The organism is Microbulbifer mixtoriginis (SeqCode) (genome assembly GCF_052467235.1).
Genome location: NZ_CP174305.1, coordinates 2,405,523 through 2,421,975, shown reverse-complemented (window position 1 = coordinate 2,421,975; position 16,453 = coordinate 2,405,523). Strand labels below are relative to the sequence as shown.

Annotated in this window: 15 protein-coding genes and 1 pseudogene; 14 read left to right on the top strand and 2 right to left on the bottom strand. The window is 44.6% G+C overall.

Going from position 1 to position 16,453, the window contains the following annotated elements:
• Positions 1 to 86: 86 nt before the first annotated feature.
• Positions 87 to 1,388: an MFS transporter gene (locus ACJJIO_RS10690; protein ID WP_444908466.1), complete on the bottom strand. Its 1,302-nt coding sequence runs from the start codon at positions 1,386 to 1,388 to the stop codon at positions 87 to 89.
• A 408-nt stretch (positions 1,389 to 1,796) separates the two neighbouring features.
• Here ACJJIO_RS10690 and ACJJIO_RS10685 point away from each other — a divergent pair, with 408 nt between their 5' ends.
• From ACJJIO_RS10685 to ACJJIO_RS10670, 4 genes are all read left to right on the top strand, one after another.
• The gene (locus ACJJIO_RS10685; RefSeq protein ID WP_444908465.1) at positions 1,797 to 3,272 is read left to right on the top strand and encodes a NarK family nitrate/nitrite MFS transporter; all 1,476 of its coding nucleotides are present in this window, start codon (positions 1,797 to 1,799) and stop codon (positions 3,270 to 3,272) included.
• Between the two features lie 114 nt (positions 3,273 to 3,386).
• Positions 3,387 to 5,159 (top strand): bifunctional protein-serine/threonine kinase/phosphatase, encoded by a 1,773-nt coding sequence (locus ACJJIO_RS10680; protein WP_444908464.1) that lies wholly within the window; start codon positions 3,387 to 3,389, stop codon positions 5,157 to 5,159.
• A gap of 346 nt (positions 5,160 to 5,505) precedes the next feature.
• Positions 5,506 to 6,441, top strand: coding sequence for a hypothetical protein (locus tag ACJJIO_RS10675; protein WP_444908463.1), 936 nt, complete (start codon positions 5,506 to 5,508; stop codon positions 6,439 to 6,441).
• A gap of 310 nt (positions 6,442 to 6,751) precedes the next feature.
• A complete protein-coding gene (locus ACJJIO_RS10670; RefSeq protein WP_444908462.1) occupies positions 6,752 to 7,603 on the top strand; it encodes a DUF4238 domain-containing protein in 852 nt (283 codons plus the stop codon).
• 37 nt (positions 7,604 to 7,640) lie between these two features.
• Here ACJJIO_RS10670 and csrA read toward each other — a convergent pair whose 3' ends face one another.
• Positions 7,641 to 7,829: a carbon storage regulator CsrA gene (csrA, locus tag ACJJIO_RS10665; RefSeq protein ID WP_444908461.1), complete on the bottom strand. Its 189-nt coding sequence runs from the start codon at positions 7,827 to 7,829 to the stop codon at positions 7,641 to 7,643.
• A gap of 845 nt (positions 7,830 to 8,674) precedes the next feature.
• Between csrA and ACJJIO_RS10660 the strand changes: the two genes are divergently transcribed.
• The 10 genes and pseudogenes from ACJJIO_RS10660 (at position 8,675) to ACJJIO_RS10615 (ending at position 16,335) form a co-directional block, all read left to right on the top strand.
• Complete coding sequence (locus ACJJIO_RS10660; RefSeq protein WP_444908460.1) at positions 8,675 to 9,238, top strand: hypothetical protein; 564 nt, start codon at positions 8,675 to 8,677, stop codon at positions 9,236 to 9,238.
• Between the two features lie 34 nt (positions 9,239 to 9,272).
• Entirely contained in the window at positions 9,273 to 10,127 is an 855-nt protein-coding gene (locus ACJJIO_RS10655; RefSeq protein WP_444908459.1) for a DUF1444 family protein, read from the top strand.
• A gap of 305 nt (positions 10,128 to 10,432) precedes the next feature.
• The gene (locus ACJJIO_RS10650) at positions 10,433 to 10,924 is read left to right on the top strand and encodes a DUF4240 domain-containing protein (protein WP_444908458.1); all 492 of its coding nucleotides are present in this window, start codon (positions 10,433 to 10,435) and stop codon (positions 10,922 to 10,924) included.
• A gap of 130 nt (positions 10,925 to 11,054) precedes the next feature.
• Positions 11,055 to 11,135: pseudogene (locus ACJJIO_RS10645) on the top strand (SF0329 family protein); the annotation flags it as partial.
• A gap of 57 nt (positions 11,136 to 11,192) precedes the next feature.
• Positions 11,193 to 11,717, top strand: coding sequence for a hypothetical protein (locus ACJJIO_RS10640; protein ID WP_152450513.1), 525 nt, complete (start codon positions 11,193 to 11,195; stop codon positions 11,715 to 11,717).
• A gap of 513 nt (positions 11,718 to 12,230) precedes the next feature.
• The gene (locus ACJJIO_RS10635; protein ID WP_444887730.1) at positions 12,231 to 12,608 is read left to right on the top strand and encodes a hypothetical protein; all 378 of its coding nucleotides are present in this window, start codon (positions 12,231 to 12,233) and stop codon (positions 12,606 to 12,608) included.
• 1,061 nt (positions 12,609 to 13,669) lie between these two features.
• Entirely contained in the window at positions 13,670 to 14,068 is a 399-nt protein-coding gene (locus ACJJIO_RS10630; protein WP_444908457.1) for a nuclear transport factor 2 family protein, read from the top strand.
• An 801-nt stretch (positions 14,069 to 14,869) separates the two neighbouring features.
• Positions 14,870 to 15,133 carry a hypothetical protein gene (locus tag ACJJIO_RS10625; RefSeq protein ID WP_444908456.1) on the top strand — a complete coding sequence of 88 codons (264 nt, stop codon included), beginning with the start codon at positions 14,870 to 14,872 and terminating at the stop codon, positions 15,131 to 15,133.
• 110 nt (positions 15,134 to 15,243) lie between these two features.
• Positions 15,244 to 15,870, top strand: coding sequence for a class I SAM-dependent methyltransferase (locus tag ACJJIO_RS10620; protein WP_444908455.1), 627 nt, complete (start codon positions 15,244 to 15,246; stop codon positions 15,868 to 15,870).
• Positions 15,871 to 15,945: 75 nt separating this feature from the next.
• On the top strand, positions 15,946 to 16,335 hold the full coding sequence (locus tag ACJJIO_RS10615) for a VOC family protein (RefSeq protein ID WP_252084102.1): 390 nt from the start codon (positions 15,946 to 15,948) through the stop codon (positions 16,333 to 16,335).
• The last annotated feature ends 118 nt before the right edge of the window (positions 16,336 to 16,453 follow it).

Sequence of the window (16,453 nt, the reverse complement as noted above, 5' to 3'; positions counted from 1 at the left end):
GTGGTTGAAACCACAGTTTTTCTCGGTAGAAAAAATAAATACTTCCTACCCTTTACACACACATAATTCCATTTTGGTAGTGGGCGCTACCTATCTGGCAAAGCCGCAGAGTTACTCGTATCCTCATGCAAAAAATTATTTTGCCTGGCAAAGGCCAAACGCTGTTGATATTGCTCCCTCTGGATTGCCAGATACATTACCAACATACAAACTGCCAGCACGCCGTAGAGCAACATAAATGCCGCACTGTGAATACCCACTAAATCCTGTGCGATACCAAACAGGACCGGCAGAGTAAAACCGCCCAGCGCACCGATTGTGGCTACAGTGCCACCGACACTGCCCATATGTGCCGGAAAATTATCGTGTAGCGCCTTGTAAACTGAAGCGCGACCAAACCCCTGGGCAATACCAATCACCAGCAACAGCAGGGTAAACAACTCAATGCCCACCTCGATATTTAGATGCACATCCCGTTCCACCCCGTGAATCGTCATACTGGTTGGGGGGTAACTGAGAAAAAACAGGCATACCAAGCAGGTCCAGAACACACTCCAATTCACCGTGCGCGCACCATAGCGATCTGCAAACCAGCCACCCAGCGCACGCAGCGAACTGGACAGGGCCACAAACAGCAGGGTCAGCGCCATCGCCACCTGGGTGCTGACTTCATACACCGCCAGGTAGTAATTCGGCAACCACAGTAAAAGTGCGAGAAAGCTGCCGAAGACAAAATAATAATAGAGCCCATAACGCCACACCTTGATCTGCATCAGTGGCCTTAGATGGTGCTGAATTTTTGCCTTGTTACGACTGCGCATATAGCGGGTTTCTTCAGGTGCACAAAATTCGAATAACACCACCATAAGCAAAATACCAACCGCATAAATCGGCCCAATCCATTCTCGCCCCAGCCAATTCTGGATCGCTGGCGCCAGGGCCAGGGTAATCGCCGCCCCGGCATTGCCTGCACCAAAAATGCCCATCGCGGTGCCCTGCTGCCTCCTTTCGAACCACGGAGTGATATAGCGAATACCCAACACAAAGGAGACCCCGGAAATCCCCAACCACAAACCGGCCAGTAGATGCTCACCGTAACTCTCGATATAGGGCAAGAGTAAAAGCACCGGCAGCAGCAATAGCATTTGCAGGAGGATAAGTTTTTTTGCCGAGAAATATTCCACCAACAAGCCGGCGGGAAAACGCAGTAACGCACCGCTCAGGATCGGCGCGGCCAGTAAGATGCCGTACTCTGTGGCTGAGAGGTCTAGCTGCCCGCGGACTTCCACTCCAAGCACCGCATAGAGTGTCCACACGGAAAAGTTCGCAGCAAACATGGCCGAAGCAAATATCAGCACACGCCCGGCGAGTTGCTGGGTATATTGCACCGCGGGCTTCTCCTATTTTTTCAGTTTTCGGGAAGGTTATTTGGTCACCACATCGGCTGCCCGATCAATACGCACCGGCTGCGCCGCCACGAACGGATTAAAAACAGCAGTATTGGTAAAGGCCACCTGCCAGCAAGATGCATAAAAACTCCGGTAATCACAATTACTCCCAAAAACTCTTCGCTCGCAAGCCGATTTTTTATGGCTACTCAACAAGGGGTAAACCTTATTCAATAGGCAGCAGCTCCCCTTAAAAGGCACTACCCCAAATGGGCTAACACTAAGCAGCAAAGCCTTTATTCAGTACCCAACTACCCCCTTTGTGCACTTTCCCTGTAGCGCTGCTCAAATACTATCGGCCATGACCCTATCCACCTCTAAATTTCTGAGAAGCCGGAGAAAATAGTCATGAGTCAATCCAGCGGCCTCAATTTATTTAATTGGGGCGATCCCAAAATAAAGACGCTGCACGTTACCTGGTTTGCGTTTTTCCTGACTTTCGTGGTGTGGTTCTCCCACGCTCCGCTGATGGTCTTTATCAAGGAAGCGTTCGACCTCACCAGCCAGCAGGTAAAAGCCCTATTAATCCTCAATGTGGCACTCACCATCCCCGCCCGAATCATTATCGGTATGCTGGTGGATAAATTGGGGCCGCGCCTGGTGTACAGCGGGCTGCTGATGACCTCATCTTTGATCTGTTTGGGCTTCGCCACCGCAGACAGTTATGAATCCTTGGCCCTGTTCCGCTTCCTGCTGGGATTTGTGGGTGCCGGCTTTGTCATTGGTATCCGCATGGTGGGTGAATGGTTCCCAGCCAAACAAGTTGGCCTGGCAGAAGGTATTTACGGCGGCTGGGGGAATTTCGGTTCTGCTGCCGGTGCCATGACCCTGCCCACCATCGCCCTGCTGTTCGGCGGTGAAGACGGCTGGCGCTATGCCCTGGGCCTCACCGGCATCATCGCCGGCCTGTACGGCATCATCTACTACCGCGTTGCCCGCAACACCCCTAAAGGCTCCACTTACTTCAAGCCGAAAAAGAGCGGCGGCCTGGAAGTGACCAGCAAGCGGGATTTCTACTTCTACCTGCTGATGAATGTGCCCATGTACCTGGCACTGGCAGCGCTGGCTTACAAACTGTCTCCCAGCGGCGTAGCCCTGCTGAGCCAGAATGCCACCTACGTGATGTGGGGACTGCTGGTAGTGCTGTTCGCCTTCCAGACCCGCATGATCTGGAATGTAAACAAAGACCACCTACGCGAAGGTGTGCCCGAGCTGGAGAAATACAACTTCAAGCAGGTAGCCATCCTCGACCTGGCCTACTTCGTCACCTTCGGCTCAGAGCTGGCCGTGGTTTCTATGCTGCCCCTGTTCTTCCTGGAAACCTTTGAAGGATTGAGCCCGGTGAAGGCCGGCCTGCTCGCCTCTGGCTTCGCCTTTATGAACCTGGTGGCTCGCCCAACCGGTGGATACTTCTCTGACAAACTGGGACGCCGCCGCAGCCTGATGTTCCTGATCGGCGGCCTGGCAGTGGGTTACTTTGTACTGAGCCAGATCAACGGCGGCTGGTGGATTCCCGCTGCGGTAGTGGCCACCATGTGCTGCTCTTTCTTCGTGCAGGCCGGTGAGGGTGCCGTATTCGCCGTCGTACCCCTGGTGAAGCGTCGCATGACCGGGCAGATCGCCGGTATGGCCGGAGCCTACGGCAACGTGGGTGCGGTTACTTTCCTTACCGCCCTGTCTTATGTCAGCTACAGCCAGTTCTTCCTGATTATCTGCGGCGCAGCAGCGGTGATCTTCTTCGCCTGCCTGTTCCTGGAAGAGCCCAAAGGCAATATCGCCGAAGTGCTACCGGATGGCACAGTGCAGCTGATCAGCGTGGAGTGATCGGAAAGGGTGATCTTAAAGCAGTTATCCAGCAACAAACGCAAAGGAGGGCCAATGGCCCTTCTTTGTTTTTCGCCGTTGGTCTGAGGGGACGAAAAGAGAGTGGAGAAAGCTGTGAGCGAAACCAATTCCGGGGTGCAAACAGAAACCGAGGCAAACCCCGAAGCCCAGACACCGCGATTGAGCCACGGCCTCTGCACCAGTGCCGGCATCAAACCGCAGAACGAAGATGCCGCAATCTATCACTGGCCGGACAACCCGCACTTGCAGGAATACCTGGGCGCAGTCGCCGCACTGGCAGACGGCGTCAGCTCTGCCGAAGCCGGCGCCCTGGCCAGCCACACCGCCACCGAGCAATTTGTGCGGGACTATTACAAGGTGCCGGATACCTGGTCTGTGGCCCACGCCGGACAGAAAATCCTCGCCTCCATTAACAGCAAGCTATACCGCAAGAGCCACGACTTTCCCCAACAGGAAAAGGGCTTCCTCTGCACCTTCTCTGCCCTGATTTTTAAATCCCGCACCGCCCACTATTTTCATATCGGCGACAGCCGTATCTATCACCTGCGCGGTGACAACCTTAAATGCCTCACCCGGGACCACAACATCACCCTGGCCCACCGCCAACAGATGCTATCCCGCGCGCTGGGCATGGATACCGGCCTGCAAGTGGATTACGGCCAGCTCAGCCTGGCTAAGGACGATGTGCTGCTGATTACCAGTGACGGCGTGCACGACTTTATCAAACAGGATGTGCTGCGCGAGCTGCTGGCAGATACCCAAATAAGCGAACAGGAAACAGCGGAAACCCTGGTGCGCCTCGCCGAGGAAAACGGCAGTGACGATAACCTCTCCGCATTAGTGGTAAAGGTAAAAGCATTGCCACAAACCACCCTGGACGACTACAGCCGCCAGCTTACTCGTCTGCCCTTCCCGCCGGAATTGGAACCGGGCATGGTATTGGATGGTTACCAGGTGGAACGGGAGCTGTTCTCCTCCCAGCGCAGCCAGCTGTACCTGGTGCGTGACAGTGCCACCGGGGAAATCCTGGTAATGAAAACCCCCTCGATAAATTACGAGGACGATATCCACTATATCGACCGCTTTATTCAGGAAGAGTGGATAGGCCTGCGTATTCGCAGCCCCCAGGTAGTGCGCCTGCACCGCCAGACCCGCCCGCGCACCGCGCTCTATTACCTGATGGAGTATGTGCAGGGCAGCACCCTGGAGCAGTGGATCACCAATAACCGCTTTCCCAAACCGGCGGAAGCGTTTCGACTCCTTAAGGAGATTGCCACCGGACTACAGGCCTTCCACGATCAGGAAACCATTCACCAGGATTTGCGCCCGGCCAATATCATGATCGACGGCGACGGGCGGGTAAAAATTATCGATTTCGGCTCTGTCTACGTAGCCGGCAGTGCCGAGATTTTCCGCCCCCTGGAGCACCCGGAAGCGCTGGGCACCGCCAGCTACTCCGACCCCCACTATATCCTCGGGCACAACAGCGGTATTCGCGGCGATATCTATGCCCTCGCTACTATTGCGTACGAAATGTTTACCGGCGAACTGCCCTACGGCGAGGAAATAGAGAACTGCCGCTCCCACGCCGACTTCGAACGCCTGCGCTACCGCACCGCCAGCCAGTTTAATCCGGTAGTCCCCATCTGGTTCGACCGCGCCCTGGAACGCGGATGCAGTATCGACCTGGAACAGCGCTATTCCACGCTAACGGAATTTATGCGCGACCTGGCCAATCCCAACCCGGATTACTTGCGTGAAGATCCTACTGAGAAAGGGGATGCGTCCCTTTTTTGGAAGATTCTTTGTGGGATTTGGGTGGCTACTTTGTTGGCGGTGGCGGCGTTGTTTTCTTCTAGCGCTTGAAACAGAGACTCTTAGTACAACAGTACCCAATTGAGAAGGCTCTGCACCTTAATATCCATAAAATGTTCTGCTTTAGAAGGCAGCTCTGATTGGATTACATCCATGTAATTTTATTTGTGTAGCTCTTAAATGTAATTGTATTTAACGACTTCACATCTTTGCCAAAACTTCAGGTCAAGAGCTGCTTAGTACATCCTTTGGAGTAATTTTTATCAATGCTAATTAACATACTGATTGATATGTTTTTTTATTTTGAGTAGTTTCCTACCCCTAGAATTTATTACCAAGTGATATAATACTGCTTCTTTTGTATACGCTAATACATACAAAGCAGGATAGCTTATTAATGAGTAAGAAACGAGGGATCATATATTGCCCACACTTTAAATTTGAACAAAATGGCGTATATTTGCCACGTGTTCAAATGTCAGAACAGCAGGTACGATTCTTCTGCCTCTATTGGGATCACATAATCCAACCAGTTCCTGCGAATATTCCAAAATGGAAAAGTAGTTTAGATGAAATTGTACTTGAAGATTCGGGGATACTAATAAAAGACTACGAAGAAGTACCAGAAGGCATACCTGAGCTTATTGTTAAAGAGGAAGCGTACTCATTAAAGGCAGAAGATGACAACAATAAATGGCTGGAGGTCTTTTTAAACAATCAAAGTGAAGCGCTTCAAAGAGCTCAGTTTTCAATGCCTAACGTGTTGTGGACACCACAACAGTCATTTAGAGAGATTATGGCTAACCCTAGTCAATCTACTGATTTAGACGCTCTTCAACTAAAACTGCATAGGAAGTTACCTGTCCCTTCAGCAGATTCTTCAATAAAAAAGATAGTCTCATTTAAATTCGAGAATGAAGATCTCTTTTATGAATTAAAATTTTCAATAGATAAATTAGCGAACTTTGTAGCAATGAATGGCCTTGAAAATGAATACGCTATAAATATGGCTGTTACTGATATAGACAAAGTTGTTAATGAAATTAACACATCGTCAAAGCGCAGATGGGGAAAGCTAAATAATTTTCAAGGCTTTAGCTTCCAAATTGGATCAGCAAATATTTCTACCCTAATTAAAGATTTTTTTAAGGGTTCCAGTAAAACTGCAAGTGCTACCAATGAACCGTATTCAGCAGCAATCGGAGGCTTAGCTCAAGCTGGAAGTAACTATATTAGTATCGAGCCTGTTAAGTCAAAGAAACTAAATTGTTTGCCGAATGAACAATTAGAGCTCGGTTATTTGACTAACATATATCAAGAAGATGTTTTGTAATGTATACAACTAGAAGATGAGGTCAACTGTGATTGCATGCAGTACTTTGAACGTGTAGGTTCAAATGAGGATGGGTCTAAGGAGAAACCCAACAAGCCGTTAAAGGACCGGTCTAGCCGTTCCAAACGGGCATCTCTTGTTGCTGAATCAAGTAAATCTGTCTTGTGCACTTTATATGCAGAAAATATTAGTAGAGCACAAGTCTAGCTAAGCTAGTCAAGTTCACTTCAGCAGGATCTGTACAGACCTACACCGGGCGGCCACCACCAGGCCGTCTCATAACTCAGTATTAAAGTGCCGAGGAAGCATTGTGGGAAGAAAGGCAAAACATCACTACATACCGAAATGCTACCTAAAAGAATTTACTATAGGTGGTGAAGATACTTCACCATTTTGGTGCGTGCCAATTAATAACAACACTCCATTCCAAACGAGCCCAAATGACGCATGTGCAAAACGAGACTACTATACTGTTCAGCACTCAAATTCTCTTATAGTTGAAGACTGGTATGCCGAAGAAATCGAACCAAAGATAAAGAAAGGAATTCTGCATATCAAAGAACACTCATCTTTACCCCCCAAAGAAGAGATGCCCTATTTGTTTTTACTCTTGGCCACACTCTATTTACGTGTCCCTTCATTTCGAAATTTAATAGAATCTCCATTAAAAAGAACAAGAGAAATTACAAATAGTATCGCCCAAGATATAAAAATACGAAACAAAAGTGAATTTGAATATGATCAAACAGACATCATTATGTCTGAGCTTAGACTAATTGATACTGTTCAAACGTGCTTATCAAATAAGTACTTTCAGCTCCATGTTATTGATGACACAAAATCTAATGTAGTTACTTCTGACAGTCCATTTATTCTAAGCCATCCAAATAGTAGCAATGGCTATTGTTTCGGATTAAATACCCCAATGGTGGAAATCTGTGTTCCAATTACCAAGCATGCAATCATAATCGCCAGAAATGAAAAAATAACTGAGGGCTCTTTCAAAGCTACTGAGCAGCTGATTGGTTTAACTAACACTAAAGTGATTCTTTCTGCTGATAGATTTTTTTACTCAACTAATTCTGAGATTCTTTTAGTAAATGACAACCTCTCAACGCACAAACATAAAATCTCCACCAAAAAGGACGTCACTCCGGCCTAACCGGTAAACGTGGTAAATAATAAACGAGACTAGATTTTCAACGATCCCTTCTCGCCGGTGCTCTTTCCTTTTTCTCACGTATATATACTTCCTCACGGTGAACAGGTAAAGATTTGGGAGCACGTATCCCTATCTTCACCTGATTGCCCTTAACTTCCAAGACTGTAACTGAAACATTGGCTCCAATTCTTAAGTTTTCACCTGTCCGGCGCTTTAAGATCAACATATTGATTTCCTACTGATACTCAAATCATGGGCAAACCTTCTCTGATGGAAGGCTGAGAAAGTAACTTTTTGAGGAAATACGGGGTGGTGCGCGGGAACGGTAGGCATAGAAGAAAAAAAGGCAGGCACAACGCTTCCAGAGCTTGGGGAATCGCACCAAGCCGCTGAATGTACTCCACTTTATTGAAGACGAGCGGGTTTCTAGCGTATGATCCATTTAGCCATTTTGATAGTTAGGTTATCAATTTGGTCAGCTGGCCCCTGGTGTTGCTGCACCTTGGGTCAGCGCCTTTTACTGTCTCTTACGTCACGCTACCGTTCTCCTTTAAGAAGATGGTTCTTTAGAAAACTCTTAGATGTCTTGATTCTCTCGATTTCCTTGGTCCTTGGTCCTTGGTCATCGGCCTACAAAAGGCCACCCAATTCTGGCCAAAATACCAATAAATATCTTTCGATTTTACGCAGCTTTGACACTAAAACAAACTGAATAAAATCCAATAAGATCATTTTTGTGCCTATATTTTTTTCATTTATGCTGACGAAAATCCAAGCTATTCATAAAAATAGCAACTTAAATTGGTACTCTTTACAGATCCTCTAGTTGAAAATAGAAAATAATAGATCGATCATTATCGACACACTTTCAGCGATGACAGCAACCCTTTCATCCGCTACATAAAGACTGCCTCAGGTACGATAGTTCTTATTTTTAATATATTTACCCAGAATATGCTGGGTGATAGATTTTCTGGTTACGGCAAACTTCATTGTTGAGATATATATAAAATCGGTATAATGCAGCATTCTTTTAAATACGTTGCTGGCTTCACAAGAGGTATCAAATATATGAATAAAATCATTGCAATACTGGCGTCCATCGCTATTACATCATGCGCTAGCAATTCTGATGTTACAAACTTTCAAAGCAAAGGAAACTTAGAAGCGTCTAAGCCAGCTGCCTGTGTGGATATTAACTCGCTCCAGGCCAGTCAAAATCCTGCTGATATATTTTCTGGCATGAAGAAATGCCTAAACTCTGGAAATTATTCAGATGCAGCAAAAATGTATTACGCTGCCATGACTTATGGAATTTATGATACCAAAAGAGTTAGTGACCAAACAGCACATCAAAGCATCATTGTTCTTCGCATGAATACATTAAGCGGCCTTTCGGAGGAACAGCTTTCTCTTCTCCAATCAGAAATAAATACAATCTTGGAAAGTAATGAGCAAGTATGTGAAGCTTTACGCGCACGGGGGCTACCGACATACCATCCAGCATATATGATCCAGCACGGTATTGGTGCTTTCACAGGCAATCAAGCCAATAACGGTCTCATTGAAAACTTTGATAGTCAATCAGCCTGGTCTGAGGCTATTGATAAAACAGTTAAGTGTAAACAAAGCTAATAAATACATGGTATTTTCTATTTAGGGGTAAAGAATGAAAAAAATAGCATTTCTATTAATGATACTTTTCTGTCAATTAAGCATTGCTGAAGAATTGCTAAGTGAAGATGAGTTTGTTGAACGATATATCAAAGCTGTTCAAAAAAAGGTTGTGGGTATTAAAGCTGAGAAGAAAGATCAGCTAGAAGTCCACTTCGAAAACAATGAGGGTGAAGAGCAGATTTCTTTTTTAAATAACGCCTATATTTCTTATACAAATAGCCCTGAATCACTTGAAGATATTATTAAACAATATACTGGAAGCTTAGAGGAGTTGTTCCAACCAAAAGAAATTAATTTTGGCAAGACACAAATATTCCCAGTCATCAAAAATAGAGATTATATTAGTCAAGTAGCAGCAATGTTTAGAGAAAAAGGTAGCGATGCTCCTTTTCCCTTTTACTTTGAACAGTTAAATGAAGAGCTTTATGTCCTCTATGTATTTGATACTGAAACCTCAATGAGATATATATCTCAAAAAGATATAGATAAACTACAGATTAAAAACGAAGAGTTACGCACCCTAGCTAAGGAAAACTTACGGAACTCCATTGAATTGCAAATACAGGGCAATCCTGCCTCTTTATCGATGTTACTAGCAGGTGGAAATTATGAAGCTTCGTTCATACTTTATGACAGCCTATGGAATAAAGAACAGTTTCCCGTAAAGGGAGATATTGTTGTTTATATTCCATCTAGAGATTTGGTAATAGTAACTGGATCAGAAGATGCTGAAGGCCTAAAGCAAGTAAGAAACATAGTTTATGACCCTGAGAACGAGTGGCCTCATATAGTTTCAGAGAAAGGTTTTGTTCGCAAGGGTGATACTTGGGAAGTATTGAGCCTTTAACAAGCTGATGTAGTGGAATTAAATTAGCTTTCATCTTTTATTGCTTGGAAAAGGTGAAAGCTAGTTTTTCCACCAGGAAAAGATGATATCTATATATGAATAATACATGGAAGTCTGCCAAAGAGGCATGGATAAAAAATGATATTGCAGGTCAACTTTGGCTACTTGAAAACCGCAAGAAGCGCTCTGGGGAATGATCAAAATCATTTCTTTAAAATGGCCGCAGCGTTGGCTGAACCTTCGTTTCGCAGCTTTGCTGTTCCGATTCGGACCATATTTACGATCTTATAAGTAAAGGGGTGATCGTGGAAGACTCAAGATTTTGGGATTTGGTAGAAAGCGTAACAAAGCGAGTACCCGATATTGAGGAAGTTTTTGATAGATTAGTTGAGGCTGTAAGCAAGCTCACTCCTAATGAAATTATTGCATTCAAGCAAAAGCAGTGCGAACTAAATGACCTCACATACCGTTGGGATATTTGGGCTGTGGCATATATCTTAAATGGTGGCTGTTCCGATGATGGTTTTACTTACTTCAGATCTGGCTTGATACTTGGGGGACGCGAGAAGTTTGAAGCAACACTAACAAATCCTGAATCTCTGGCCGATTGGCTACCTGAAGACTTCGAGGCTGAGGACTTCATGTATATAGCTAATGATGCCTACGAGAAGGTCACAGGAGAAGAGTTCCCTTATGACCGTCTTAATTATGAAGGTCAAGATGATCCACTTGGAGAAGCGTGGGATGAAGACGATTTACCCAAGCTATACCCAGATTTGTGCAATAAGTATTTTTGACAGAAAAACTTAATACTGTAAGCTGTTTTTCCGTCCCTTAGGTTTGTTGTAGCCATTATGTTGGCACGAAACTATCAATTAAAAGCAGCCGTGAACTGATAGATTTATGTGTAATTAGAAAAATCTCTCCATGAAATGGAACAAGCTTAAATCTCTAGTTGAAGAAACATTTTTTCCATCCTTAGATGGCCGCATTTCAATTTTCAGCACCAGATAAGGTAATTATACATTTTAATCAAGCTTATTTTGACTACACTGTGAACATCAAATGGAAAAGCGCAAGAAATTACTTTGGTTTAGCCTTCTTACTGTCTCTCTAATTGGAATCGGATTCATACTTGGCATGTTTGGTAGTGCCCTAAAGCCTCCAGCAAATGCTGGTGAACTATCTCCTAGTATTGATATAGCTGACCTGGAGCCGGGTGAAATACTTACTCGGGATGTAAATTATGAGGCGGGCGGGAAGTGGGGCTTTAGATACATAATTTATAAAAACTATGAATCCGAAATCACAGTTTTTGGCGTTCCCCTCAGAGAGGGCATGGTAAATATGCCAGATATAAAGTGGTGGAGGTGGGGCACAGAATGTAGGAATTTTGGGCCGACCATGAAAAACGGTAAGGTAGTACCACAAAGCCAGTTCAAATGTCATGATCACGAATTAAATACGTGGTTCGCCAAAGAAAATGTCTGGGATCTTGATGGGAATAATCTCGGCAAATATACAGAAGACATGGAAAGAGTAAGATTTTCAATAAAAGGTTTTGACCTTATACTACATATGTATTATTAGAAAATAAATCTACCCAGTCTGTCATAGAGCTTTTTAATGTCTGACCCGCTTCATTATGCGAGAAGTACAATTAAAAAATAATATGGGAAGAACAAATTATTTAGTATGTAGACTTAGTATCGCGATGCTATGTGGGTTCATCTCATATTTGCTGGTAGCGACCTTTCCAGCTCTTATTACCCTAGAACTAGCAAATTTTTATAGAACACTAGGGATGTATTTCCTTTATATAGCCATTGCTCAATTAGCAGGGTTGTTATTTGTGATATTTGGGAGTAAACAATTACTGAATATTGCAAACATGGTTTTAACCTTGATCTGTTTTATACCTGTAATAATTTACTTTATGAAAATAGCTCCAGATAGCCTAAGCCAATAAAATTAGTACGATCGAACCTTTTATGCTGAATAACTGTTGCTCTGCTGCTACAGAACTTACTGTAAGCTTTGAGTATTCCATTGGGAAGACAAAGGTACTATTATCCAAATAGATCCTGTTAAAGGTTGTGAGTAATGAGAGCAAAGTTACAAGAATTAGTAAATGATAAACCCATAGAGCAAAGCCCTCATTATCTTCTGAGTCAAGAATTAGAGTTCGAATTTTTAAAGTCCAATTTGTCATTTGCGATGGCATTTATAGGCGGCATTATTACTCTTAAAACTGCTCTTGGTATTGATACACCTATTTCTGAAGGGTTCACCTACTCTTTGACCGCCGCCGTCTTCTCAGCTCTACATGCCTTTCAAGCACAGCAAGAATTAATTAATGACCTACGTAATGGTCGAACGCCTAGTAAAATAAAACGCCTGTTTAGACGTTACCCCGGACCTGTCCTCCTTGGGTTAGCTATCGGATATGCCTTTATCTATTTCGAAAGCTCACTGCACTAACTGCACTAACTGTACAAACTTAATGAATTTTTTAAGCACTCCGTTTTAACCGAGTAATTAAGGTAGGGGGCATGGAGAATCTGACTTAATCTTTGATCCCCATAGGCTGAGGTACAAAGAATATTACGGGTTAAGATGTTAGTGGTGTCCAGAACTGTAGGGCTACGAAGCTGAAGACTTTATACATATAGCCAATGATGCCTAAGAGAAGGTCACAGGAGAAGAGTTCCTTTATGACCGCTTTGTTTCATGGCAAGCGTTATGTTCGCACAAGATAATCAAAAAGAAATTAGCCCCTTGGTAATTTAGTTATCTTGCGAAGAAAAATGGATAAAAAGTTACTCGGCTTGCTCCCTGGTATAGGTATCTATGTCTATATCCTGGCAACTCAAGAAACTTTAACAGCCTCCAGCGTATTTGGATGGTTGGCTTACTCTATAGCCATTGGCTCTATGATATTCTTTGTCATGTTCGCCCCATATGGTAAGCAGAGCTCGTTCACAGTCTTTGGCCGAGAGCAACATTATAGGACTTCAGTACCCATTATCCCAGTGAAAGTAGCACTCAGTATCCTTGGGGCTATAGTAGCCTCTTTAACAATCAGTTTCGTTCTCTACCATGCCAGCCAATAGCCACTTAATAAGGCTTATAAGCGAGATAATTCATTGCATGGCCCACCCCTTCACCACAAGCTATACACTTTGACTGAGTTCTTGCATAAGTTTGCATGCTTCGATTGTCAGGTCGCCTCTAAGCGGCGAGCTATTGAGGATGCATCATCTGGCTCAGCACACCAGTCTGATTTGAACATCATCCATAAGTGTCCAAATCGCGGTCCTCTTTACTGCCACCCGGATACCAAAGGTTTAAGCTGACCCACTTGTGCATAACAGAGCGTTGGCCCAAAGCCGCTATAATCAAACTCGCGGGATAGGCTCCGCCTAGTTTGTAATATTTTTTGCGAGCTGCATGACAGCTCGGTCAACCTTAGCGTTAAACAGTGGTAGATGTCTGTCCATGCGTTCGACCACAACCGGACGCGAACGGAGAAGAATCGAAAAATGAATAGTGAACAGGCCGAAGCATTTCTGGATGAGATGGCCAAAGCGGTATGTGATCCAAACGCTGATTCTAAGGTCACCGACCGCTACTTTACTGAAGACTTCGTGCAGGTTATCGACAACACAACGATTGGGCGATCGCAACTCGATTCGCGTATCAATTTGCTCCGAATGGAGTACTCGGCCGTCAGGTTCGATTACCTTTCCGTAATTGGCGAGGGCGATCGGATAGCTGATATGCATCTGGTGCGCGCGAAGGCGAAAGATGGCCAACCGCTCACAATCAAGGTAATCAGCCTGTACACGCTAAGAGACGGTCGGATCTCGCGCGCCGAATCCCTTAGCCGCCTTATCGAAGGGACTGCGGAGGACCTGCAACTGCTCGTGCGTGGTGAGTGAGGCGGCGTGGACCACGGTTTCACTGGAGATGATAACGCGAACTGCCTCCAGGCATCGGTTTTGGCGAAGTCCTTCAACTCCCTCTGGAATTACTTGATCAGCTTACGAGTCGCCCAGAGATTCATGATCATCGAAGGCAATACCCAAGTGCTGACCGAGGTGCCGCTGTGTTCAACCATTTTTTATCCCCGCGATGGTAGTTAGTGGGTTGGGCCTTCTTATGAGTCAAGCTTCATATCAGCAGGTTACACAGATCTCCCCTGATAAGGGTGTGACTTTCACCACACAATTTCATCATTTACTCTACCCATTAGATCACATGGCTTCAGTGCCCTTGACCACCTCGACTCTAGGCTAAGCATTAAGTGATGTTTCTATTCGGTATTTTGTAGTTTTTTCAGCGGCCCCCTCTCCCTAAGAACTCGCCGCGTTGCAGTTGCCATTCGCTGGTAGTTAGCATTTAATGGAAAGGCATTAAATGGTGGTCTTCCTACAGGAGACTTTCACCCTATTAATTCAGGCCTATGCTGGGCGTACCAAGTGCATGCAATCTGATCCGCGGTTGCTGTCACCTTTTTTGCCAAAGCTCTAAAAAAAGGCGCCAGTAGTCTCCGGCAATTGAGGCAAGCATATCTTTCATCGTAATTGGCGCTAATTATTATGCTCTTTCAGGGATCGTGTAAATGTAAGCGTTGGCGGGTTGAAGTTCAGTTAGCTGGACCGCTCGATGGCTTGAATCCGCGCGTTTGCGATTGTAATTATTGCCAAGCCAACCCGTCACGTATTATTAGTGATCCGAATATGTCAGTGGTTTTCACTGGTGATGGGATTTTAACTAAACAAAATGGCGATCAGCTTGCTAATTTCTACCATTGCAAAGCTTGTAATGAACTACTAGCCGTAGGCTGCAATATAAATGGTCGGCTTCGCGGAGCAGTAAATTCCAATTTATTACAAGACGTGAATCAACTTGGCAACCCTATTCAAATTCAGCCAAGACTGTTGAGTGCTGATGAAAAGCTTGAACGCTGGGATAAGTTGTGGGGTGTCCTTAATGGGTTTTGATACTTAAAATGTTAAGGCTTTCGGACGATTCGGTCCGCAGCTTGAGGTGTTATGAGTCAGGGAGAAAAAAACAGCGCCGATAACGCCTTGGCATTTATACAGGAACTGATATGACTAGGTCTGATAAGTTCTGGGATAGAAAAGCAGAGGAGTATGCTAGGAGCCCTATTTCTGACGAGGCAAGTTATCAGAAGAAGCTCTCAGATACCCAGAGATTCTTTACGCCTGATATGAATATTTTGGAGTTTGGTTGCGGAACAGGAACTACAGCGATTTGCCACGCTCCACATGTGCAACATATTGAAGCGGTAGATATCTCTGAAAATATGCTTGAGATTGGCCGAACTAAGGCCAGGGAAGCCTGTATTGATAATATTAGATTTACCAGAGGTACATTAACCGAATTCAATGCTGAGTCTGCAAGTTTTGATGCTGTATTGGGTTTAAATGTTATTCATTTATTACCAGATAGAAGAGATGTTTTGGCAGAAGCTGCTAGAATCCTCAAGCCTGGTGGTGTTTTCGTAAGTAGTACCGTTTGTATGGGTAATTCCTATATACGGTTTATTAAGCTCTTAGCACCTCTGGGAAAATTCATGGGCTTAATGCCCGATGTCTTCATCCTAACAAAAGTAAAATTAGAGAAAGAAATTCAAGACGCTGGTTTTACCATTGAAGTTCTATGGCAGCATGGAATGCATGACATGGTAGTTTTCATTATTGCGCGTAAAATATGAATGATCTTTCTAAAACTTCGTTATGTCTCCAGAAATACAAACCATACTTTGATACTTAACAGTGAGGATACTCAAATGAATACAAATGCAGTTTGTTGGTTTGAAATTTATGTAAATGATATGGTTCGTGCAAAGTCATTTTATGAAGCTGTTCTCAAGCAGGAGTTAACTCGATTAGACAATCCTGACGAAGTAAAAGACTTCCCTCAACCCGAGATGTGGGCATTTCCAATGAAACAAGAGCCGGGGGCAAGTGGAGCAATTTGTAAAATGGAGGGTGTTGAAGCTGGAGGTAATAGCACTCTAGCGTATTTTGATAGCGAAGATTGTTCTGTTGAACTGGCCAGAGTCGAGCCAGCAGGTGGGAAGGTAGTAGTGCCTAAAATGTCTATTGGAGAGCATGGTTTTATCGCAATAGCGCAAGATACCGAAGGAAATAATATCGGTTTTCATTCAATGAAGTAGCTAGTTCTCACCAGCAAACATTAATTCACATAACTGGTTACTTAAATATCGTACATTGACTTCATCAAGGCATTAAGTTGTGCTCAAATTAAGCCGGCTTACCCTATTGATGAAATTA